This is a genomic window from Fulvivirga sedimenti, from assembly GCF_020328055.1.
Genome location: NZ_JAIXNE010000007.1, coordinates 181,343 through 204,645, shown reverse-complemented (window position 1 = coordinate 204,645; position 23,303 = coordinate 181,343). Strand labels below are relative to the sequence as shown.

Here is a 23,303-nt window from a genome sequence, read left to right as displayed (position 1 = left end):
CGTAGTTAAACGCTTTTAAGTGACCAGATGGTTTCCATGGGATTTTCAGATTTGAACACAAAGCTGCCGGCAACCAAAACATCCGCACCAGCCTCAATCAGATCCCGGGCATTTTCAAGATTAACACCGCCATCCACTTCGATCAGTGCCGTTGCATTGGCATCTACAATGATCTCGCGCATTTGCTCAATCTTTTTTAAGGTATTTGGAATGAACGTCTGTCCGCCAAACCCCGGATTAACCGACATGATCAATACCAGATCAAGATCACCGATTATATCTTCCAGCAAAGCGACCGGTGTATGCGGATTAAGAGCGACTCCCGCTTTGCAATCCAGTGCCTTGATCTGCTGAATATTTCGATGAAGATGTCGGCAAGCCTCATAATGAACGGTAATTACCGCTGCCCCGGCCTCAAAAAAATCCTCAACGTACCGCTCAGGCTCCTCAATCATCAGGTGAACGTCCAAAGGTTTATGGGCATGTCGTCTGATCGCTTCGGTTACAGGTATACCAAATGAAATATTCGGAACAAATCTCCCGTCCATTACATCCACATGAATCCAGTCGGCCTCACTTTGATTGAGCATTTCCACTTCTTTCTGGATATTGGCAAAATCTGAAGCCAAAACGGATGGGGCAATCATTGGAATCTTCATACGATCAAATATAAGCACCTATTTTTTAACAAAACGAATCTGTTCTACTGAACTTCCAGACACCAACGTAAGTATATAAACACCGTCCGGGAGATGATCAACCTGAATTGAATTGTCGGAAATGTTTATCCTGGTTTCCAAACGCTGGCCCTGAAGATTATGTATACTAATCTCATCATACCGGATCTCACCGCGCCAGAAAATAATATCCGTTGCTGGATTTGGATAAATCACCGGCTGATTGTCATGCAACTCTTCATTGCCAAGCACTATCTGAATATTAGGAATTCCATATCCGTATTCATTGGATGGGGAGCCCGACAAATGTCCTGAATTTCTGATCAGGTCCAGGAGTTCTAAATTGGTAAGGTCAGGATATTCCTGCCAAAGTAATGCCGCAAACCCCGCAATAACAGGGGCTGAAAAGGATGTGCCGTTTCCCCCGATAACCTGACCCAGGTGATTGATCTGAGGTGTCTGAACACCCAAAGAAACAATATCAGGTTTTGTCCGTCCATCAAACGTCGGACCGAAGGAGCTAAACGAGGCCCTCATCGAATCGCTTGCCACTGCCCCCACCGCGAGTACATTTTCGACATCTGCCGGAGCTGTGATAAATCTCCAGCCAGAGTTCCCTTCATTCCCGGCGCTTGAAACTACGACCATCCCGGTCTCAACAGCTCGCTTAGCCGCCCTGCTGATCATGGTGGTCTGACCATCCATATCCTCATAGGTATAATTCATGGAAGGGTCTGAATAACCGTAACTATATCCCAGAGAAGAGGTTATGACATCTGCACCAGCGCTGTCTGCCTTTTCTGCAGCCACCGTCCAGTTAAATTCTTCCACACGATTTTCCGTGGGCCCATCTTCAGTTTGAAACAGCATGTACTCACTTTCCGGTGCAATACCAATGAACTCCTCACCTTTCATGCCTGCCAGAATGGACAATACGCGGGTTCCATGATTGTAAGGGCCCTGATAAACGTCGTTGTTACCATTCACAATATTTTCTGCCATGATCAGTTGCTGGTTGTTGAACAAATGGGCAAACTCAGGCAATATATTTACATTGAAGAAATTTGCATCCATTACCGCAATCCGCATGGCAGCCCCAAAATTCCTGTTCTCATGGATCCGGTTTATTCCGTGCCATTCATGCGCAATATTACCCCGGTCAGTAGTTCCCGTGACATCATCAGGTGTAGCAACCCTCCCTCCGGTTGGTAATTGGGGATCATTCGCAACCAATTCAATACCGGATACAAACGGCAACGATTCCACGGCCGTTAATTCTTCCGGGAAAACCTGGATTAATGCGGCATTGAGCCATTTACTCGCATAATACGGCCTGATACCCAGCCCCCTGAGGGTATTCAAATAACTTTCAGTAACAGGCAGATCGGCTTCAACCAAATTGATTCCCTGACGTGAACGCCTTGACAATGAACGATCCGACAGAAATTCTTCCGGGGATTCCAGTGAATATGTATTATTAGCTTTATCCGTAAAGTATACCACATAACGGTCCTGTGCCGATACACCGGTAACCATCATCAGTAAAATTAGAACCAGTATGTTATTGCGACAATCCATATGATCGTATGGTTTCTGTGTACTCAAATCCTCCTTCGATTACTTCTTCATTCGGGCATTCACCAATGGGACAAAGAGCAAGGCTTATAATTTCCCTTTTCAGTAACCCAACATTCCTGCCATAAATTTCCCGGCGGATATCTCGTTCTCCAATTACAAGATCATCAAACTCCTCCTGAATTACAGTCATCGAGGGTATTGCCGACTGGTCAGGTAATGAATACGGTAAATCCAGACCGGTAAGCACATAATTATCTTCCTGCATTGAGTTCAGCGCATTTCCGTTCCACATCAGCTCATTACGGGCTGGAAGGGAAATTTTAATGAAGGGCGTGTTGCCTTCATTAATCACAATTCTGTTATTCTCGAGGCGCGCCGACCACGTGGCCACAAACTGCCAGGGATCGCTTTCCTGATCTCTTCTCCATCGATAAAGAACATAGGTTAAACCGCCCGCCTGATTATTGATCGTATCAACTATTTCCTGTCGGAGCACGAATTGATCTGTAACGGGCGCCCCGTTCACCGGATATATGGTGTGTGTTACATTATACTCCACAAAACGTCCAATTTCAAGAGGAAAGAAATCCTGCCCGGTAAATTGGGGGTCCGGATCAATAGATGAGGAACAGGACCCCAGGATTACTATAAGAGCGAAATAAAAAGCATATTTCTTCATGGCAAAAAATCTAAAAGAACCGTTCAGGTTCTCTTTCGGGATTAAATATAGCAAATTCACAGTATCAATTATCAGTACATTTCGATTGATTCACTCATAATTTTTCCTAAAAAGGGCCATCTTTGCCATAATTAAAGGAAATCATGGCACTGAAACATACGGTTAAATTAAGTAATGTAAACAACCTGTCGGATGCCCGCTACGGAGCAGGTATGGGTGTTGCACTTATGGGATTTCATCTCGACAGCGACAGCCCGCTTTCTACAGAAAAATATGCTGAAATTACTTCCTGGGTTTCCGGGCCGGAATTTGTGGCTGAATTTGAACATCCGGAAACAAACCGCATTCTGGAGATTATATCCCTCTGTAAACCGGATTATATCCAGATTACAAATGCTCAATTTCTAAAGGAACTGTCACATATCGACATTCCTATAATTCTGAAATGGCAATTGAATAAAATTCAAACGGTTCCTCAGCATACAGGGGTTTCCTATTTGCTTCTTGAGGACGACCAGTCAGATAATCTGAGCACAGCCCAAAAAGAAAAAATTAAGTCGCTAAGCGCGGATTACCCTATACTGCTCGGTGCGGGTATTTCAGCATCAAATGTTGAAAGTCTCTTTGAGGAGCTGCCTCTGGCCGGAATTGCGCTTAAAGGCGGGGATGAAATAAGAGCAGGTTACAAGGATTATGATGAACTCGCTGATATCCTCGAATTGCTGGAAGAAGATTGATTATTTTCTTTTTCGATCTTTGACTGTACTCTTGCCTTTGCGGCTTTCCGAAACCTTGGTGTCAAATACATAGGTAAGACCTAATTTAATGGCCATATAGCGGGCACGTGTCGGTTCAGAATAGTCCAGCAACCCGGGAAAATAGCCGTAATCCTTTCGCGCAAAAAAGGAATGGCCATAGTCAAACCGAATATCAACAATAAAAGCAGTTCCAGTCTGCGGTTCAAACATGAGACCGCCAACGGCATTTACACCCAGCTGCATTCTGTTGGCGTCTTCAATATAAAGCTTTTCCGGATCCGTATTCTCGTCGGGAATGGCCTTAAAGGCTATTTTGTAACGCGATGGAGACTGGTCAATTTCATCCAGCTCACTCGACTCCAGCTTCGTACTACCACCTATCCAGTAGTTAAGATTCGGTCCGGCTCCTGCGAACCACTGATACTTCAGATTACTGATTGAACTTTTGAAATTTATTTTAAAGCTTATAGGTAATTGTATATAATGCGCTGTTGTATTACTCCGCAGTAATTCATCTAATTCACCGGTAATTACCTGCTGTCTGAATTCATAAAGCAATTCTGTGTGTAAATAGAACCTTTCCCTTACACGGAAAATAGCCACACCACCTGCGTGCATGCCGATGGCCGGAGACGTATTCAGAAAAGACTTATCTACGTCATTATCCAAACCTATCCAGCCGTATTGCACTCCAACCTTGGGTCCTACCAGGATTTGGGCTTCAGCTAAACGACAACCGATACCCATCAGAAGCGTGAAAATTATACCAAAAAATATACGTGAACAGCACATATGTAAAAAATTTCAAATTTTGAAAAAATAGGCTTATAAAATGAAAGAAGAACGATTCTATTACATCGTCGGCCTTATTATATAAGCGGTTTGTATATTGAAACCTCGTTACGGTTGCAGTATAATAATTTTTTGCCACTGAATGGCAATATCCACCATGGATAATTTTTTAACACGAATAGTAACCCTTGTGCTAATGATGGCTATCGGACCGGTTGCCCTGTGTCAGCAGGTACCGGTTTATAACCATTATTTCATCAATCCATACCTCTACAATCCGGCTGAGGCAGGCAGTGAAGGCTATACAACGCTGCATCTGAACCACCGGCAGCAGTGGCGTGGAATTGACGGTGCTCCTGTGGTTTCGACCCTCACATTTGAGCTGCCATTCAACAGTCGTTCAGGAAACCTCGGAATCTATCTCAGAAGTTACGATCGGGGCCTGATCACAACCCAGGACATCATGGCTACTTTTGCCTACCGCTTGTACCTTACCAAAACGACAACCTTCAGCTTCGGGATATCGGCAGGGGTCACCACCAATGGGGTGGATATGAATGCCATTGACGATCCTGATGATCCCGTACTTGTAGACTTTCTGAACAATAACATGCAGCCTGCCGCGAATGCAGGCTTTGTGCTGAACTCAGGCAGCGGGTTTAACCTGGGTGTAAGTCTTCCGCGGCTGTTCAACCAGGAATTTACATTTGATCAGAATTTCAAGAATACACAGTTCTCCCCCTTCGAGGAAATTTTTGTTACTGCCTATTACCGTAAGCAATATGGTAAAAAGATTGTGACAAAAAAGGTGAAGGGCGCACAGAAACGCGTGAACATTGAAGGCACCTATGCTCCTTTACAGTTTTACCTGATTTACCGCTATTCCCAGCTCATTGACGAACGCATTGAGGCCATGCTCAAGCTTGACCTGGGTGAGCACATGTGGGTGGGTGGCTCCTACAGGCTCAATTACGGACTCACGGGGATGGTGGGATTTAATTTCGGCAATCTTTCACTTGGTTACGCTTATGAACCTGCTTCGCAGCAGGTATCCGGATTTACCAACGGCACCCATGAAGTCAACCTCAGGATTCGTTTTGGTGAACGCAAGGAACATGTGATTGCCGAACCGGTCATCAAGACGGTTAGCAAGCCTCAGGAACGTTCGGCCCGCTTCTCTTCAGAAGATATTGATGAGGGTAAAGACAGCATGGAAGGAAAAGTGGCCAGTAAAAAGAAATACTATGTAGTGGTGAAGTCATTCAAGGATTTCAACTCAGCTGACAATTTCGTGCGGCGCCTGGCAGAAAAGGAGCTCTATACGAACATCTTCTATAATAAGGCCGACAAGAACTACTATGTATATACATATGAAACCCTGAAACAGAAAGAAGCAAAAGAACAGGAACAGGCTGTTTATAAGCTCACAAAGTACCGAAGTGTAATGATACTTACCATTGACCTGGAATAGCGAAATGAAAACATGTATGACATATATTAACAAGTTGGCATTTATCGGCATAGTCTGGATGGTTTCCCTGTCTGCAAACCTCAACGCACAGCTGGTTCCTTTTATCAGCAATGTTGATCCCTTGCAGGGATATGCCTGTCAGACTATCAGTATCACAGGTTATAACTTCGAATCCGGCGCCAAAGTATTTTTCGGAGCCGTACAAGGCAGTGTCATCAGTGCCAGTGATCAGCTTATTGAAGTGGAAGTCCCGACAGGCGCAACCTTCGATCATATTTCAGTAATCAACCCCACAGGTCGAAAAATTGGCTATTCACCGAAAAAATTCCTGCCAAGCTTTGGAGGTAATACGGGGATTTCAGCCGCTGATTTTTCACCTCAGACCGACCTGCAGGTAAGTTCGGGGCTGTTTGATGTATGCCTGTGTGACCTTGATGGTGACGGGCGCTCAGAAATTATCGGATCAAGCTCCGGGGCCAATACCGTTGATATCCTGAAAAATAATAGTACCGTTGGCGCTTTAAGTTTCACACGCATCACCGTGAATTTAAATGCCCGCACATTGAACATTGCGTGCGGCGACCTTAATGGTGACGCGAAACCTGAGATCGTCTTTTCCGAAGGTGATGATGGCTCGCGCTTGTTTATCCTTCAGAATAACAGTACCCTCGGTTCGCTTAGCTTCACACCTCTTAATTATACCATCACAGGCAGTGCAACCAAACGCGTTGGAATAAGGGACATGGATTTTGACGGCCGCCCTGATATTGTAGTGACCGACCAGAGTAAGCCAAGCGTCTACATTGTTCGTAATACAAGCAACGGAGCCGTTTCACTTGATCCTGCATTCAGAACACTTAATGTATCCGGTGCGACCAGTACATCAGGCTTAATTCTGGATGATTTCAATGACGATCGCCGGCCGGATATCCTGGTAACCCAGTTTCTCAACGGAAATGGCGGTTATTTTGTAGCCACCAATACCAGTTCTCCAAATAATTTTAACTTTTCATTTTTCAATTCCTATACAGCCGCTGGTGCTTTGTTTAACGTGGTTTCCGCTGATATTAATAAAGATGGCAAAACAGACTTTGCCGGCACCCAGTTTACCGAAAACTCCATGTCTCGATTTGCCAACACAACCGTTGGCGCCACCCCGTCCTTTGCTAATGGGGGCCTGGTCTCCACCTCGCTCCGACCATGGGGAATTGCCGGCGGTGATCTAGACGGAAACGGTGATGTTGATTTTGCCATTGCTTCAACAGGCAGTTCGTTAGCCGTCTCCGTCATGCAGGGGCAGGGTAATGGATCATTTAACCATCGTCCCATAAATGCAACCTTTATTAACCGTAACATTCAAATCGGGGATATCAACGGGGATGGTAAGCCAGACCTGATTTTTTCAAGTGTAGACGATCAGGCAAACGCTATTCCAGCTTCGCGCATATCCATCATGCTTAACAGGCGCTGCTACCAGCCGGTAATTGATCCGGTCGGACCGTTCACGTTGTGTACAGGAAATACACAGGCCCTGCAAGTTCAGTGTATTCCGGGCGCAACCTACCAATGGCTTCTTGACGGATCACCCATCGCGGGAGCCAACAGCAATGTCATAGATGCAGATGCAACAGGAGATTACACCGTTGCAGTAACGGAAGCCGACGGATGTACAAGTACTTCGGCAGCCGTACCTGTAACCGTAAAAAACGGCGCTGCCCTGCCAACTGCCATTATTACGGCAAATTCACCAATCTGTGCAGGCCAGACCCTGAACCTGTCTTCCAATGATATTGGAGCCACAGAATATGTTTGGTCGGGACCCAACGGATTCACGGCAAGTGGCATTAATGTGAACATTCCGGATTTCAGAAATATCAATGCCGGTAAATATAACCTTGATATCTATTCAGGTGATTGTCTTTTGCAGTCCACCAGTGTAGTTGTAGAAGTAACGCCCGCCCCCGCCTTCTTTGCATCGACGCAGTCGGGAAATACGAGCTTCTGCCAGGGAGAAACGGCTGTGATCGAAATCTCACCCGCAGCCGCTGGCTTTAACTACCAGTGGTTTGATGACAATGGTCCGATTGCAGGCGCCACCTCGTCAACGCTGAATGCTACAGCAAGCGGAAATTATTATGCAGAAATCAATGATATTGTAAGTGGCTGTCCGACCATTTCAACTGAAACAATCCGACTTAATTTTGTGGCGCCTCCGGTAGCAGACTTCCTCGCCCCTTCCACTGTTTGCGTTGGAAGTCAGATTACCTTCACCGACAATTCCACCATCACCGGAACTGCTTCATATTTATGGGACTTTGGGGATGGAAACACCTCAACCCTGGCATCTCCTCAGCACGCATATTCGTCTCAGAATACCTATACCGTAACGCTGACAGTTAATTATGGAACTGCAACCTGCCAGGACATCATCAGCAAACAGGTTACCGTTGCCGACGGTCTCGATGTTTTAATGAATCAGACAGATGTAGTCATCTGCGAGGGTGAAAGTGTAGTGCTGCAGCCCATTGGCACTTTCAATTTTTATCTCTGGGATGACGGATCAACCAATCCAACGCGTGAAGTAACCACAACCGGAACCTATTCTGTAACCGTCAGGGATAATTCCGGGTGCCAGGGAACGGCCAGCACGACGGTGACAGTAAACGGTCTACCGAATGTGGTGATCTCTGCAGATCCGCCTGCAGTACCTCCCGGAGAACCGGTTAATCTCTCTGTTACGGGTTTGACAACGTACAGCTGGACACCTGCTGAGTTTCTGGATGACGCCACTATCGCAAATCCTGTCGCAATTGTAGAGACCTCTACCCTCTTCCAGGTTACAGGACAGACTGACACCGGTTGCCAGGCCTCCGCCGAAATCCTGGTACGTGTAAATGGAGATTTGATCGGCGAAAGTTTGCGGCCTAAAAACTTTTTCTCACCAAATGATGGAGATATGATTAATCCGACATGGGAAATAGAGGGAATTCTGGACTATCCCGAATGTGCTGTTGAAATATATGACCAGACTGGAAACCGGGTTTTCGAAGCCATGCCGTACCAAAATAATTGGGATGGAACTTCAGGTGGAAAAATATTACCGGACGGCGCCTATTATTACATCATCCGGTGCAATGGAAACAACATTGTAAAGTCAGGGACCGTCACAATGCTTCGTAATTGACCAAATCACCATTCATATCTTACATCTAATGTTACATCAATATTATTACCTGTATTAAGAACAAGACCAGACCATAAATTCGTATTCTATGTTTAAGCTGAAATATTTCCTCTTTGTGCTGTTTTTTTCTGTGTCTTTGTTCGCACAGGCGCAGGAAATTTGTGACAATGGAATTGATGATGACGGTGACGGATTTATTGATTGTTTTGATCCGGATTGTGCACTAAATTCCTTGTGTGACGGCAGCTATGTGGGTAACGATGCGAATTGCGAGGCCCCTCCTACTGAGTTTCCAGACTTTACTATGACGCTGGATTTTTCAACCCCAAATGAGACAACAAACCATTTGGGGCGTATTGCGATTGGAGATCTTGATCGTGATGGAATACCTGAAATAATCAGTAATAACCGATATAATGACCGAATCTATATATTAAATGGAAATGACGGTACGGTCAAATTCCAAAGAAATGTAGATTACGATCCTCGCTGGGAAGCTGCAATTGCCAACATAAATGATGACAATTGTGCTGAAATTTTCTTCTGGGGCTATAAAAATAACCGAAACTGGATCATCTCCTATGACTGTCAGCTGAATGAGCTCTGGAGAGTCGAGGTACAGGGTGATCCCGGAAACTACGGACTGGCTGATTTTAACCGGGATGGTCAGGTTGAACTATACCTGCGAAATGAAATACGTGATGCTGCAACCGGCGCTGTTCTGATTGCCGGCAATAACTGGGGTGATGTAAATGCCGGACCTGTAGCAGCCGATTTAACCGGCGATGGCGACCTCGAACTGGTTCTGGGAGGAATTCTCTATGATGTGAATCTTGCCGGCGGCACACTCACAGAAATAGACCGGATACCCAACTACTTCCGCAGAAGCAACAATGACGCTACCAGTATTGCCGATTATAACCAGGACGGATTCCTGGATGTAATTGCGGTAGGATCTGAAAATGGCAGAAACCAGAATACCACCGTATTTTTCTGGGATGTACAAAATAACCAGGTGCGTACCTTTATTGACCCGATTCCCAACCTGAATCTAAGCCTTTCCTGTCAGGGTGGCGGTCCGCAAAATTATTATACGAATGGATGGGTAAACGGAACCGGACGGGTAAACATTGCCGACCTTGATGGCGATGGCAACCTCAACGCGTCCTTTGTATCCGGGCGTTATCTGTACGCACTGGATGAGAATTTCAATTTATTCTGGCGGGTTATTATCAACGAAGAAACGTCGGGCTACACCGGCTGTACGCTTTTTGACTTTAATGGTGATGGAAAATCGGAAGTGGTTTACCGGGATGAGCAATACATCTACATCATCAACGGTGAAAATGGATCGATCTATAACCAGCAACGTTGTATTTCACGAACAAACCGTGAATATCCTATCGTAGCCGATGTGGATGCAGACGGATCAACGGAAATATGCGTTCCTTGCGGGTTTGATGATGCAGATGCATGGAATAATTTCTGTAGTCTTAATTATTCACAATACTCTCACATCAGGATTTTTAAATCCAATTCACAGCCATGGGTACCTGCTCGCCGGGTTTGGAACCAGCACGGTTACTTTAACGTCAACGTTAATGACGACCTCACTATTCCGCAGGAAATGCAGAAGCATCACCTGGTATGGTCAGTGGGTAGCTGTACGCAAGGTCCGAATCGTCCGTTAAATACTTTCCTGAATCAGTCACCTTTCCTCAATTCAGAAGGATGTCCTACTTACGTAGCTCCTGACCTGGCATTCGTAGACGGATCACTGGCTGTATCTAATCCGATCTGCCCGGAACGTGATTTCAACGTTTCATTCCAGATTCAAAATATCGGTGATGCCAGTCTTTCCGGAAACCTGCCTGTTTCATTCTATAACGGTGACCCCCTGGCGGCAAATGCCATATGGCTTGGTACACAATATTTTACACTCAATAACTTCGATCCGGGAGATGTTTTTGATGTTACGGATCTGATGGTAACAGGACCTGGTTCGAATTTTGAATTGTTTATTGTTTTAAATGACGATGGTTCATCCATCCCTACTCCAATTGCGCTTCCAAACACGAATTTTTCGGAATGTGACTATGCAAATAATGTGGTGAATGCCACGATTACTCCGGGTCCTTTCCAGGTTGAAGTAGAATCTACGGATAACTTTACCTGTGTGGGGAATGCCGTGCCGGCGAACGGTTCGGCCCGGGCATACAGACTTGTAGGAAACCAGGAAGAAACCACGGATTATATTTTCGAATGGTGGAACGGAACGGATACAAGCGGACCGGCCAACTTCACGGGTGCGGTATATTCCGGTCTGGAAGCAGGAACCTATACGGTGATTGCCACGCACAAGACTGCCAACTGTTCGTCTGACCCTGCTGAAGTTACAGTAGGTCAGCAAATCGCAGATTTAAATGCTGAAATCGTAATTGAAAAGCCATACGACGACTGTAAAAAGCCAAATGGTAAATTACGCGTTGTTGTTAACGGAGGAGAGCCCGTCGGTAAATTCACCTATGAATGGTATGTGGGTAATACTGTGGGGGGCGGTATAATCATCAGTAAATCCCATGTGGCAGCAGATCTTGAGCCTATCGTTTACACCGTACTGGTAACAGATAAGCAAACCGGCTGTACCTTCGTTGTCTCAGAAGAAGTTCCGGATCTTTCTGTCCGCCCTGAACCTAATCTTGCCATCACGGATATCGTTTGTTCTGATGCGAATTCAGGCAGTGTTTCTGCCGACGTCATGGGCAATACTAATAACTATTTCTTTGATTGGTATATTGGCCCCGGGGTGAAACCCAGCGCTGATTTTACCGGCAGCACGGTGAATAATCTGGCAGCAGGCACCTACACGGTTCGTGTTACAGATAAAAGCAAGAAATGTACATTCGATTCAACTTTTGTTATCGAACAGACCGTTCCTCCGGTAATTGACGGGGTTGCGGCGACAGCTCAGACATCATGCGATCCGAACAATAATAATGGTTCAGTTACAGTGACCTTTGCTGGTGACCCGGCTGATTACCTCGTTGAATGGTTTAGCGGTCAGAATACCCTTGCCGCTAACAAAGCGGGCGAAGGTCAAACACTGAGCGGTCTGGCCCAGGGAGTTTATACTGTAAAATTAACTGACATTGCTACAGGCTGTTTTGCCACGGCTCAAACGACCGTGGTGAACAACGTGGTTATTCCCACGCTTGCTGCGGCTGCGACCGACGCGACGACATGTGTGCCGGATAACGGCTCCGTGACCGCTTCTGTAAGTGCTGGAAATATTTCCGACTTCATCTTTTTCTGGTATGATGGGAACCAGGTAAAAGCCAGCCCCGACTACGCCGAGCAGGGAAATATCCTTACAGGTGTCGGACCTGGTGTATATACGGTCTTTGCCATCAACCAGATCACTGGTTGTGAAGTGGCTGCTGCACAGACTGTCACCATTAACAACAATACACCTGCAATTTCCATATCTCAGGTAAAGGTGAACGAAGTGCCTCCTTCAGATTGTAACAGTACAGGAAGTCTTGAAGTACAGGTAAATCAACCCGGAAATACCCAGGGATTCACCCTTGAATGGTATGTTGGAAGGGCTCCTTTTGCCAATCCTCCGATCAAAACTGTAAATAATGCATTTTCTGATGTATTAGACGGAATCGGAGCCGGTGTTTATTCCGTTGTAGCGACAGATCCGGCGTCAGGATGTTCATCCGTAGAAAGTTTTATTCTTGAATTTGTCGACCTGCACACTGTAGCGGTAACACCGAATGACAATACTAATTGTACACCGGAAAACGGAAGTCTTGACATTGTACTTGATACTAAAGGCCTTGATGAGGCCGGCTTCTTCCTTGAAATATATGAGGGTTCCAATTCAACAGGCACCCCTATCGCAACGATTAATGGTGTAAGCGGACAAACCAATTACTCGAGTGTTAACACACTTGCTGGTGGAGAATATACCGTAGTAGCAATCAATTCACTGCCCGGTTTCAACGACTGTCGTTCAATTCCGGTTACCGTGGAAATCATGAATGTTGCCACAGGACCCGTCCTGGCTATCAATGCGCAAGGTAACAACACCGCATGTACCGGTGGTACGTTTAACGGTTTTGCTGAAATCGATATAGATGGAGGCGCAAATCCGGCCAATTATACGATTACCTGGTATGAGGGACAAAACATTACTACGGCTCCGGTGCTGGGCACCAATGTAGGAGTTGTGGCAAACAACGGCGAACGTGCAAACCAGCTTAAAGGCGGTGTTTATACAGCTGAAGTTACGAATGCACAGGGATGTACCACACTGATCGCCGTGAACATCATAGATGACGCGCCGATCCTTTCGATCGATGTTACACCAGTGAATATCACTTCATGTGATATGATGGGCAACCTGACAGACGGCAGTGCTACAGCACAGGTTATGGACGAAGGAGTTCCTGTTGGCGGATACACGTTAACCTGGACCGACATCAATGGGTCCGTCGTGGGATCCGGCCCTTCCGTGAACAACCTTGCTCCCGGCACCTATTATGTTACCGCAGCTGACGCCGCGACGAATTGCGGAACAACTGCTGAGTTCATAATAGAAGATCTTACGATCAACAATCCTACAATCCAGATTGCTGATTTTGAAAACCCTACGAGGTGTCTTCAAACGGCCAACCTCACAGGTTTCCTTGAAATCACAATCGATGGAAACAGTGCTTCCGGGTACGATATCACCTGGCGTGAAGATGGTGCCACTGGCGCTATAATCGCCGCAGGTGCAAATCAGACACGTCTGAATGACTTATCGGTTAATGCGAACTTCATTACGGACACTAAATCCTACTTCGTGGAGGTGATCAACAGGGATAACCAGTGTCGGGATAATGTAATCTATGCCATGGAGCGTGAAGTGGTACCTGTGAACATCACCGCCACTGCTACGCCTGTTACCATATGTGATCCAGCAAATCCTGACGGAACACTTTTCGCAACCATCACCAGCGGAGGTTTTAACAATTACACCTATAACTGGACTGGTCCGAATGGTTTCACCGGCACGGGAAGAGACGTTGCCGGAGTACCCATGGGAGACTATACCGTAACTGCGGTAGACAATCTGGATGCGTTTTGTTCTGCAGATACACTGGTATCTGTAATGGAAGAGCTTATTTATCCTGAACTGATGCTGGAAGCACTTGCCCCGAATACGGCCTGCGTGGATTCTCTAGCTGATGGCGTTGGACGTGCCACCGTAAACGGTGAATTTGTAGGCTATACTTTTGAATGGTATGAAGGCACAGACCTGACTGCCGCACCAGTTTATACAGGTAGTGAGTTCTTCGGCATGAAGGCCTTGTTATATACAGTACGCGTTATTGATAATATAACAGGTTGTACCACGGAAGGAACCCTTCAAATCGAAGAAAACATTGCCAACCTTCCGGATCCTACTCCTGTCGTTCTGGCGCATGCCACCAGTTGTGAGGAACCCAATGGAATCGTGGTGGCATCTGTTGAAGGGAACACGCAGGATTATATCTTCGAGTGGTATATGGGACAGGATATCAAACCTACTCCTGATTTCACCGGAGAAATCTGGGCCGGCGTGGATGCAGGTTTCTACACGGTTCGTGCCATCAACCGGAATACCGGTTGTATTGTCGGACCCGCAACTGTAGAAGTGCTGGAACTTCTGTCATATCCTGAAATTGATTTTGAAATTACATCGCCAACGTGCGATAACGACAATGGTTTTGCCAAACTCATCATGCTCAATGATGTGGAGATCCGCGAAATTACCTGGACTGCGGAAAATGGAACCGTATACTATGGTCCAAACCTGAGTGAGGTACCTGCCGGAATCTATGAAGTCACAGTAACATCACATCTTGGATGTTCAACGACGACTACCATTGAGCTGGTTCCCGAAATTGAAGCATTCAACGGTGTTTCCAGAAACGGAGATAACCGCAACGATTTCTTCAGGATCGGATGTATTACAGATTATCCGCAGAACCTTGTGAAAATCTTTAACCGCGCGGGAACGCTGGTTTATGAAATGGAAGGCTATGATAATGCGACCAAGTATTTCGATGGCACCTCGAACAGGGGAATAAGCCTGATGGGTCTGAGCCTGCCCGACGGTACATATTATTATGTGATTGATAAGCGTGACGGTAGCAAGCCTATTGCCGGCTATCTGGAAATTGTACAGTGATGAAGAATTAACATGAAACGTATACTCATTTTTTTGATTGGTCTGTTCTTATTTTTTACTTCGTTCAGAACAGAAGCACAGCAGTACCCGGTATACTCCCAGTACCTGTTCAATCCGCTGGTGATTAACCCGGCGTATGCAGGCAGTCATGTGCAATTCAGTGCCACTGTTATGTACCGGAATCAATGGGTTAACCTCGACGGCGCACCCAGAACGACTTCACTGACGATGCATAGCACGCTTGGAATACCTTCGGTGGGCATTGGGGCGATTATTACCAATGACAAGATCGGAAGTTACAGCAATACAAGTATGTATGGTCATTATGCCTACCGGCTGAGGATGCCTACAGGTACGCTTTCAATGGGCCTACAGGCCGGATTTAACCTGGTATCTGCAGATTACAGTGATCTGAACCTGAATGACCTGAACGATGCATCATTCATCAGCTTCAGTAATAAGATCCGTCCGAATTTTGGCGCGGGTATGTATTATGACAGCAAAAAGTTTTATGCCGGATTCTCGGTTCCATTCATTCTTAATACAAGCATTTCCAGCAACCTGGAAAGTTTCATTACTGAACTCCGCGAGGCAAGATACTATTACCTGCACGGAGGTGCTTTTATAAATCTTAACCCACAGGGCACTGCCATTATACATCCCTCTGTACTTGTACGGGCACAGGAAGGCCAGCCCCTGAGTATGGACATGAATCTGGATTTTATTCTGAATGAAGTATTCAGTATCGGTGCCTCCTATCGAAACATTGATGCCATCATCACCTACATGAGCCTGAAACTGAGTGATCAGTTCCACTTCGGATATTCATATGACTGGACTCAATCTGATCTGAATCAATTCTCAAAAGGAAGTCATGAATTCATGCTGAATTACAGGTTTAGAATTCGAAAATTCCATGGTAACGTGGAATGTCCGTCTTTCTACGAGCACTAACTATTCGATTGCAGGAGGCTTTTGTGCCTTTCTCTTTCCTGTTACAGACTTTACAGCATCTGCCACACCAGAGGTTAACTTATCAGTAGCCTTTCCTATGGCTCCTATACCGGAAAGAACACTTCGTTTTCCTGCATCCTTCATTGCCTTCATAACGCCCGCGATTACCTTTCCACTGGAGGATACCACCAGGGACCGCAGCATGATCGACGCCTCAACGAAGGAGTTGCGGCGTAAAAATTTCCGATCCATTACCTCGGCCTTGCCGCAATATTTCATGGCGACAATTCCCACACGCAGTGTTAAGAAAGCATTCGTTGACCCCTCCAGCAAGGAATCTGTGATGATATGGGCAGCATGACCCACGATGGGAATGGAGCGGCCCGGACTATTCACAAGGGAACTCACAATGGGCTCGATCTGACGAGAAATATCCATATCCTCAATTTCGGATGCCAGCAGTGCTGTGGCTCCTACATTACCGTACAATGTGGCCATATCCCGCAATGACGGCCGCTGCCAGTAAATATGAGCCACCTGCCACACCATCCGTGTCTGAGTTACCATAACGGTAAGCGCATCCAGTTTTCCGTTTTGAGAAATGGCAGTGGTTAGAAAAACACTTCCTGCCGTATTTTTAATGACATCACGCGCTTTACCATCCAGCATCACCAGCGCCTTCGCATAATCTTCGTCCTTTCTGACATCAAAACCTGCCTCCTTCACGTGCTTATTTTTGGAAAGTCGTTTTCTTAGCTCATTACGATAAGCCTCAACCTCACCCGGATTATCCGGAAAATCCACCGCGGCAGGAAGCCGGATAAGAATAATTACCGGCGTGATGAATGCCGCCAGTAAAATAACGGAAATGAGTCCTGTTACAACTCCGGCTAATACCGGATTTATCGAACTTAGGTTTGCATACAGTGCGATCAGCTGGTTAACAGCCAGCAGGATAAACACAATGAAAATTCCCAGCCCCAACGTCCAGGCAAACTTTTTTAGCGTCTTCATCATATCAAAAGGACCAATTTTTGGCGATTTTAGTTCCTTTTAATTTACTTATAATCAGGATTAAATTAATCGGAAATCAGAATTTCCCGTGGTTTGGGCAAGTCGTCGAAAAACCTGGAAGGTTAGGGAAACAGAAAGTAAGGTGGTCAAAACCGAAGCGGGAAGCGGGAATCAGAAGATAGAGCGGTATGGAGAATCCAGCAACCACAAATAGATGCAGCCGATGATTAAATAAATCCAGCGACCCCTGCATCCTGTTAGCAGCACGTTGAAACCAACTTCATTCCGCCTTAATAACTAATCAGACCGCATTACGCTGCTGATCGGTACCTGGCTTTTTACCGGCAGTTTTCATAGGCTGGCGATCAACACGAGTGGCTGCGCTCTTGGTAAAAGTTTCAATCCTGAGGACCAGCTCCTGCGCATTCGTGTCATTCTTGAGTGGCCCGCTATTGAGATAGTCGCGAATTTCAGACAGCAAAAGCATGACGGAATTCCGGTCGCTCCACGCCTGATTCAATGACTTAAAATGTGCTTGCAGTAAAGCATCTGACCAGTTTTTCTCATCATTACTCATAATTTCCAATATTAAGTTTTCGAATTTCTTCAAGCAATTCACCTGCTCTCACTTTATCTTCGGTATCGGCGATGGACCTGAATTCCATTAATCGCTGTTCGGCAGCGTTCATATCTCCCATATCCATGAACAGTAGCGCCAAGTTATAATACGTGCTGGCAAACGACGGTTCAATCTGAATGGCCATCTCATAATGCAGCCTTGCCAAATCAAGATTACCCAGATCGGCATAGAGGTTGGCAATATTATAATGCGCCTCCAGGTGACGAGGCTGATCTGCAAGCGCAAGGGTGAAATAATTCAATGCTTCCCGCGTTTTTTCCAATTCTGTAGAAAGTATACCCATATTACAATAGGCATCGGCCGTGTGCTGAGCGATCTTCAATGCCTTCTCATAATACCGCAACGCCTCCTTAATGTCTCCAGCCTCTTCGAGCATCATTGCTTTTTCGAAGGGTTTAACCTCGTCATCGAACGCAATGATTCTTGCCTCGCGAGCAGTATTAAACATGTTCAGCTGACCAAAATCCTCCAGGTTCACCCGCTTTTTCCGCCGGGCTTTCCTGAAGCCGTGCTTATTGGGGGACTGTCCCGGAAACTGTATGATTCTGGCTGGCATGTATTAACTTCCTGTCTTTCTTTTTGTTTTTTCTGCGGCTGTCTTCGAACCTGCCTTTCTCATAGGTTTCTTTTCCGACTTCGCCCTGGCAATGCTCTCTTTTAATGCAGTCATGATATCCACAACTTCAGGCTCCTCTTCATTGTAGGTGACAATCTCCTTTCCTTCAATCTTAGCGTCGATCATGGATCGCAATGCTTCGTAATAATGATCGGTCGTGTTAATATCGGCAAATTTTTTGGTCATTGAATCTACCAGCGTCATTGCCATTTTCAACTGATCCTTGTCGGATGAATCTACCTCATCGATTTTAGGAACATCAGAAATGTCCCGAATCTCCCGTGGATTTCGCAGCTTATACAGAACCATTCCTTCCTGGTACGGACGTAAAAGAACAAGGCTCTCCCGATCACGCAGAACAACCCGGCCCACACCGATCTTTTTTGATTTCTCAAGGGTCTTCATGAGGAGTCCGTAAGTTTTTGCCGCAACATCACCATCTGGTCCAATAAAATAAGGCTGATCATAAAGCATGGGATGGATCTCACTTTCCTCAACAAACCCCTCAATTTCAATCACCTTGGAGCTTTTAATCTTGATGTTATCCAGATCCTCCTGCTCTATGATCACGTAGTGCCCTGGTTCATATTGATAGCCCTTAACAATGTCATTTGTCGACAAGGATTCTCCCGTCACCTTGTCCTGCTTATCATATTTCACCGGGTTATGATGCTCCTTAGAAAGCTGATTGAAGCTGATTGTCTTTTCAGTATCAATGGCACTGTATATCCGAATGGGGATCGTAACCAATGAAAACCGAATGTGTCCTTTCCAGATTGCCCGCATAATAATTATAATTTACGCAAAAAAATGGTACCGCGTTTAAACTTAAAGTGACAAATTATAAAAATTCGGTAAATAACTATATTTCAAGTTGTTATTTATTTTTTCCTACGTATACAGGCTCTCTGAAAATACCTTTCCCGGTGATTGATGCATAGCGGATCTCTACCATTATTTCAGGCTTCACCCATACATCGTCCGGCCTGCTTTTCGGGAGGTTTTCAATATTGTCAGCCTCAGGTTCATTTACTTCATGCAACTGTGAGCGGACTTCCTTCATTATCTTATGGGTGAATCCCGTTCCCACTTTTCCCCGGTATATGTACGATCCGTCTACCCATTCGGCAATATGCAGTGCCCCGAAAATGGCTTTGTCATCCACTTTCGTGTAGCCAATAACAAACACCTCAGAGGTGTCCCTCACCTTGATCTTCAGCCAGTTGGCAGATCGCTTGCCCGGGCTATATTCACTATGCCTCACCTTCGCTATAATTCCTTCCAGTTGTTGTTCTTTTACGGCTTTGAAAAAGGCCTTTCCATCCTCTTCATCCTCGCTGTAACGGAAGTGCGGATCGCTTTTCAGGAGTGTTTCCTTCAGCCAGGCCCTGCGTTTCCATAGCGGTTCCTTATGAATCTGCCGCCCATCCAGGTAAATAAGGTCAAAAACATAGGCATAGGCGTTTTTCTGCCTGCGCCTGCTATGCATCCGGGATATTACCTTCCTGAAGTCCGGTTTTCCTTCCTGGTCAAGGCATACGATCTCCGCATCGAAAACACCGTTATAGCCATGGAACTGGTGAATATTCAGTTCCGGAAAATTTTCCGTAATCTCCCTCCCGGATCGGCTGTAGATTTTCATGCCATTTTCATCCCAGCAAAAGAGTGCCCTGATTCCATCCCATTTGAGTTCATAGATGTAATCCCCGTTTACCGGCACCGTCTTACGTTGTTCAGCCAGCATCGGCGAGGGAGGGTTCAGTACCCAGTCACCGGAAGGTTCATCCACCCGCTCCAGGAGCCATTGGTTTTCCTTCATCAGGTGCATCCGGTATTCTGCGTTATGATGGGGGGCGTGCAATCTGAAATAAAAACCGTTCTTTTTTCGTTTAAAAATCTCATACATACCCCTGCTAAAAATCCACATCCTCCCTCCACCATATTCCTCCTTCGGAATATCTCCCTGAAAGTTAAGATACTCAATAGGATGATCCTCGGTCGCAATGGCCAGGCGCTTGATGCCGGGGCGCTCAGGAAGGCCTTTTGGAAGCGCCCAGCTTTTCAATACGCCGCCTTCTTCCAGACGCAGGTCGTAATGCAGTCGGGAGGCATTGTGCCTGTGGATCACAAATGAAAGATCATTACCCGGCTTGAGGTCGGGCAATGGCTCCGGTGTTTCTGAAAAATTTCGTTTCCGTCCATATTCTTTCAATTGACTCGCCGTTTTATTTTTTCGGTTAATCGGTAATTGAACTGATGCTGCGGTAGCCGTTTTATCCGTGTGAAGTGGTACGGCATACGAAAAGATTCCCTCCCATGCATCACCCTCTTTTTTCAGGTGATCAATTGCGGAACTGATATCAAATTCCTGCGATGAAGACAACGTATCGAGCCCTTCCCAATGTAGCGGCATCGAAACCGGTGCGCCCTCTAAAGCACGAAGACTGTAGGGCGCGACGATTGTTTGCCCGTTCCTGTTGCGGTAAATATCCACCAGTGTACGCCCCTTCCGGCTTTCCCTGCGTAGGTTAAGTGTTGCCGTTTGATTTGACTTTATAAAGGCAGTGGCAATGGCTTTTGCTGCTTCAAAACATTGATCGGTCGTATAGACCGGGTGAACGGGAGTAAAAATATGGAGACCGCGGGATCCGGAAGTCTTCAGGAATGGATGATAGCCATACTCCCTGAGCATGTCGGCTAATTCAGCCGCAAGGTGCCGGATCTCTTCAAAATCAGTATCCGGCGCCGGGTCGAGATCATAGGCGATATAATCGGGTATGCCCAGTTTAGGATCCCGAAAATGCATCTGGTGTATTTCCAGGCTGGCGAGGTTTGCCAGCCACACGAGCGTAGCGGCATCGTCTGCGACTACATAATTTTTTTTACTTTCCTTACCGAACTTTACCGTATGGATCCATTCCGGAGCCCATTTCGGAATATCCTTCTGAAAAAAACGTTCTCCTTCAATGCCATCGGGAAAACGAATGACCGACAAGGGACGTCCTTTGCTATGCTGAAGAAAGTACGGTGCGACCTGAAAATAGTATTCAATAACTTCCGCTTTTGTTATCCCGGATCCGGGAAACAGAATTTTTTCCAGGTTTGAAATGGGCAACGAATGTTTCCCCGCTTGCACATACGTTTGCTTATCTGCCATAGACGACAGAAGTTACGTAAAATCATGATGTAAACTGAGCCTGGAATCTAAAAAAAGAGCTCCTGCGCTTCCCTGAAGGTATTGGCATGGGCTTCTATAATCTGCCTTATTTCAGGCGAATACCCACCACCCATGACAGCCACTACCGGAACTTCATTGGTTTTGCATATTTCAAGAACATAGCGGTCACGTTCCCTGCAGCCGTTGATCGATAAACCCAACCTTCCCAATTTATCAGTAGCAAGCACATCCACGCCGGATTGAAAGAAGATAAAATCCGGCTCAAAGGAATTCAGAATTCGGGGCAAATTCGATTTCAAAATAGTTAGATATTCGTCATCTCCTGTTCGATCTGCCAGTTCAATATCAAGATCACTCTTCTGTTTCTGATATGGATAGTTTTTCGCGCCATGCATGCTGAATGTAAATACCGATTCTGTAATCTGAAATATCTCGGCCGTGCCGTTTCCCTGATGTACATCCAGGTCCACCACCAGAATTTTCGAGGCGAGCTCATTAATCAGAAGATAGTTTGCAGCCAGGGCAATGTCATTCAACAGGCAAAATCCTTCACCGCGGTTGGTAAATGCATGATGTGTTCCGCCGGCAATATTCATGGAAACGCCGTATTGAAGTGCAAATAGGGCACAATCAATCGTACCCTGTGCAATTATCCGTTCTCTCCTTACCAACGATGCTGAGAGCGGAAACCCTGTCCGTCGCTCCTCTGAACGCGTTAAGGAAAGTGTTCGAAGCTTTTGCCAGTACCCGGCGTCATGCGTAGTAAGAATATGACGCTCATCCAGCGGCTCCGGATGAAAAATATTTGCTGAGGCGATCGTGCCTTCATGAAGCAGCTGATCGGGAATCAATTCATATTTTTCCATCGGAAACCGGTGGTTCGCCGGTAATGGGTGGCAATACTCCGATGTCCATGCTATCTTTAACATTCCGATGCAAATAACCAGCTTGAATCTGTATTGTTAATAAAATCCGATGAAATTTATCCGGTCAGTTCTATTCCTCGTGTTCTTTCTTTCCATTCTTTTTTGGCTATCATATAACTATTTTATCCCTAGAATGGTGGCAGACTCCATTGAAAAAGGTGAATTACCGTCATTCATTCCAAAAAAACTTGAACCTGCATTCGAAAACGTCAGGGAACGTATCGACGATGACATTCGGGAATTACCCGTGGTTCTCAACGAGCATCAGCTCAGCTATGATGATCTGATAGAGCTGGTTAAAGATACCAGGGCCAGTGAAGTTGTACCTGTTATTCAGAAGTTCCAGGAAAAGGATGTGACCGACCCCGATCAGGCCTTTGACATCATCGTTCAATACCTTGGGCACAAGGTGGATAAACCTGAGACTTTCAGAAACGCATTTAAGGAACGGTTTAATCAGGAGCGGCTGCAAACGGCGATGACATTCATGAACAATTCAGACCTGCCATTGGAAATGAATATGGAACTGGCCAAAAAGATCACGTTGGAAATCCTCAAAGATCGGCGGGAAGAAATCGAATCTGAACTGAAAGACCTCCATCAGTAATCTCTG

16 protein-coding genes are annotated in these 23,303 nt (G+C 45.9%); 6 read left to right on the top strand and 10 right to left on the bottom strand.

The window, feature by feature from the left end; genetic code table 11:
- Nucleotides 1-5: 5 nt before the first annotated feature.
- Genes rpe through LDX50_RS28740 form a run of 3 tightly spaced genes read right to left on the bottom strand, consistent with a single transcriptional unit; the run spans nucleotide 6 to nucleotide 2,934 of the window.
- Nucleotides 6-659 carry a ribulose-phosphate 3-epimerase gene (gene rpe, locus LDX50_RS28750; RefSeq protein ID WP_225699755.1) on the bottom strand — a complete coding sequence of 218 codons (654 nt, stop codon included), beginning with the start codon at nucleotides 657-659 and terminating at the stop codon, nucleotides 6-8.
- 18 nt (nucleotides 660-677) lie between these two features.
- On the bottom strand, nucleotides 678-2,255 hold the full coding sequence (locus tag LDX50_RS28745) for a S8 family peptidase (RefSeq protein WP_225699754.1): 1,578 nt from the start codon (nucleotides 2,253-2,255) through the stop codon (nucleotides 678-680).
- Nucleotides 2,239-2,934, bottom strand: a complete 696-nt coding sequence (locus LDX50_RS28740; RefSeq protein WP_225699753.1) for a hypothetical protein — start codon at nucleotides 2,932-2,934, stop codon at nucleotides 2,239-2,241. The genes LDX50_RS28745 and LDX50_RS28740 overlap by 17 nt, the downstream gene beginning before the upstream one ends.
- A 143-nt stretch (nucleotides 2,935-3,077) precedes the next feature.
- Here LDX50_RS28740 and trpF point away from each other — a divergent pair, with 143 nt between their 5' ends.
- On the top strand, nucleotides 3,078-3,671 hold the full coding sequence (trpF, locus tag LDX50_RS28735; RefSeq protein WP_225699752.1) for a phosphoribosylanthranilate isomerase: 594 nt from the start codon (nucleotides 3,078-3,080) through the stop codon (nucleotides 3,669-3,671).
- Here the strand turns inward: trpF and LDX50_RS28730 are convergent, their stop codons facing one another.
- Nucleotides 3,672-4,484, bottom strand: coding sequence for a porin family protein (locus tag LDX50_RS28730; RefSeq protein ID WP_225699751.1), 813 nt, complete (start codon nucleotides 4,482-4,484; stop codon nucleotides 3,672-3,674).
- A 157-nt stretch (nucleotides 4,485-4,641) separates the two neighbouring features.
- Between LDX50_RS28730 and LDX50_RS28725 the strand changes: the two genes are divergently transcribed.
- The 4 genes from LDX50_RS28725 (at nucleotide 4,642) to LDX50_RS28710 (ending at nucleotide 16,316) form a co-directional block, all read left to right on the top strand.
- Entirely contained in the window at nucleotides 4,642-5,955 is a 1,314-nt protein-coding gene (locus LDX50_RS28725) for a PorP/SprF family type IX secretion system membrane protein (protein ID WP_225699750.1), read from the top strand.
- 16 nt (nucleotides 5,956-5,971) lie between these two features.
- Complete coding sequence (locus LDX50_RS28720; protein ID WP_275951761.1) at nucleotides 5,972-9,139, top strand: FG-GAP-like repeat-containing protein; 3,168 nt, start codon at nucleotides 5,972-5,974, stop codon at nucleotides 9,137-9,139.
- 88 nt (nucleotides 9,140-9,227) lie between these two features.
- Nucleotides 9,228-15,362 carry a T9SS type B sorting domain-containing protein gene (locus LDX50_RS28715; RefSeq protein WP_225699749.1) on the top strand — a complete coding sequence of 2,045 codons (6,135 nt, stop codon included), beginning with the start codon at nucleotides 9,228-9,230 and terminating at the stop codon, nucleotides 15,360-15,362.
- Nucleotides 15,363-15,374: 12 nt separating this feature from the next.
- Complete coding sequence (locus LDX50_RS28710; protein ID WP_225699748.1) at nucleotides 15,375-16,316, top strand: PorP/SprF family type IX secretion system membrane protein; 942 nt, start codon at nucleotides 15,375-15,377, stop codon at nucleotides 16,314-16,316.
- Here the strand turns inward: LDX50_RS28710 and LDX50_RS28705 are convergent, their stop codons facing one another.
- From LDX50_RS28705 to LDX50_RS28680, 6 genes are all read right to left on the bottom strand, one after another.
- Entirely contained in the window at nucleotides 16,317-17,333 is a 1,017-nt protein-coding gene (locus LDX50_RS28705) for a DUF697 domain-containing protein (RefSeq protein ID WP_225699747.1), read from the bottom strand.
- 298 nt (nucleotides 17,334-17,631) lie between these two features.
- Nucleotides 17,632-17,907, bottom strand: coding sequence for a hypothetical protein (locus LDX50_RS28700; protein ID WP_225699746.1), 276 nt, complete (start codon nucleotides 17,905-17,907; stop codon nucleotides 17,632-17,634).
- Entirely contained in the window at nucleotides 17,900-18,526 is a 627-nt protein-coding gene (locus LDX50_RS28695) for a tetratricopeptide repeat protein (protein ID WP_225699745.1), read from the bottom strand. Before LDX50_RS28695 ends, LDX50_RS28700 begins: the two co-directional genes overlap by 8 nt.
- Nucleotides 18,527-18,529: 3 nt before the next feature.
- The gene (ku, locus tag LDX50_RS28690; RefSeq protein ID WP_225699744.1) at nucleotides 18,530-19,372 is read right to left on the bottom strand and encodes a non-homologous end joining protein Ku; all 843 of its coding nucleotides are present in this window, start codon (nucleotides 19,370-19,372) and stop codon (nucleotides 18,530-18,532) included.
- 91 nt (nucleotides 19,373-19,463) lie between these two features.
- On the bottom strand, nucleotides 19,464-21,743 hold the full coding sequence (ligD, locus tag LDX50_RS28685) for a non-homologous end-joining DNA ligase (protein ID WP_225699743.1): 2,280 nt from the start codon (nucleotides 21,741-21,743) through the stop codon (nucleotides 19,464-19,466).
- Between the two features lie 47 nt (nucleotides 21,744-21,790).
- Nucleotides 21,791-22,693 carry a histone deacetylase family protein gene (locus tag LDX50_RS28680; RefSeq protein WP_225699742.1) on the bottom strand — a complete coding sequence of 301 codons (903 nt, stop codon included), beginning with the start codon at nucleotides 22,691-22,693 and terminating at the stop codon, nucleotides 21,791-21,793.
- Between the two features lie 46 nt (nucleotides 22,694-22,739).
- Between LDX50_RS28680 and LDX50_RS28675 the strand changes: the two genes are divergently transcribed.
- Entirely contained in the window at nucleotides 22,740-23,297 is a 558-nt protein-coding gene (locus tag LDX50_RS28675) for a hypothetical protein (RefSeq protein WP_225699741.1), read from the top strand.
- The last annotated feature ends 6 nt before the right edge of the window (nucleotides 23,298-23,303 follow it).

Coding starts and splice junctions, on each gene's coding strand:
- trpF (WP_225699752.1), top strand. CDS start 3,078: ATGGCACTGAAACATACGGTTAAATTAAGTAATGTAAACAACCTGTCG.
- LDX50_RS28700 (WP_225699746.1), bottom strand. CDS start 17,907: ATGAGTAATGATGAGAAAAACTGGTCAGATGCTTTACTGCAAGCACAT.
- LDX50_RS28705 (WP_225699747.1), bottom strand. CDS start 17,333: ATGATGAAGACGCTAAAAAAGTTTGCCTGGACGTTGGGGCTGGGAATT.
- LDX50_RS28675 (WP_225699741.1), top strand. CDS start 22,740: ATGAAATTTATCCGGTCAGTTCTATTCCTCGTGTTCTTTCTTTCCATT.
- LDX50_RS28720 (WP_275951761.1), top strand. CDS start 5,972: ATGACATATATTAACAAGTTGGCATTTATCGGCATAGTCTGGATGGTT.
- LDX50_RS28730 (WP_225699751.1), bottom strand. CDS start 4,484: ATGTGCTGTTCACGTATATTTTTTGGTATAATTTTCACGCTTCTGATG.
- ku (WP_225699744.1), bottom strand. CDS start 19,372: ATGCGGGCAATCTGGAAAGGACACATTCGGTTTTCATTGGTTACGATC.
- LDX50_RS28710 (WP_225699748.1), top strand. CDS start 15,375: ATGAAACGTATACTCATTTTTTTGATTGGTCTGTTCTTATTTTTTACT.
- rpe (WP_225699755.1), bottom strand. CDS start 659: ATGAAGATTCCAATGATTGCCCCATCCGTTTTGGCTTCAGATTTTGCC.
- LDX50_RS28695 (WP_225699745.1), bottom strand. CDS start 18,526: ATGCCAGCCAGAATCATACAGTTTCCGGGACAGTCCCCCAATAAGCAC.
- LDX50_RS28715 (WP_225699749.1), top strand. CDS start 9,228: ATGTTTAAGCTGAAATATTTCCTCTTTGTGCTGTTTTTTTCTGTGTCT.
- LDX50_RS28740 (WP_225699753.1), bottom strand. CDS start 2,934: ATGAAGAAATATGCTTTTTATTTCGCTCTTATAGTAATCCTGGGGTCC.
- ligD (WP_225699743.1), bottom strand. CDS start 21,743: ATGGCAGATAAGCAAACGTATGTGCAAGCGGGGAAACATTCGTTGCCC.
- LDX50_RS28680 (WP_225699742.1), bottom strand. CDS start 22,693: ATGTTAAAGATAGCATGGACATCGGAGTATTGCCACCCATTACCGGCG.
- LDX50_RS28745 (WP_225699754.1), bottom strand. CDS start 2,255: ATGGATTGTCGCAATAACATACTGGTTCTAATTTTACTGATGATGGTT.
- LDX50_RS28725 (WP_225699750.1), top strand. CDS start 4,642: ATGGATAATTTTTTAACACGAATAGTAACCCTTGTGCTAATGATGGCT.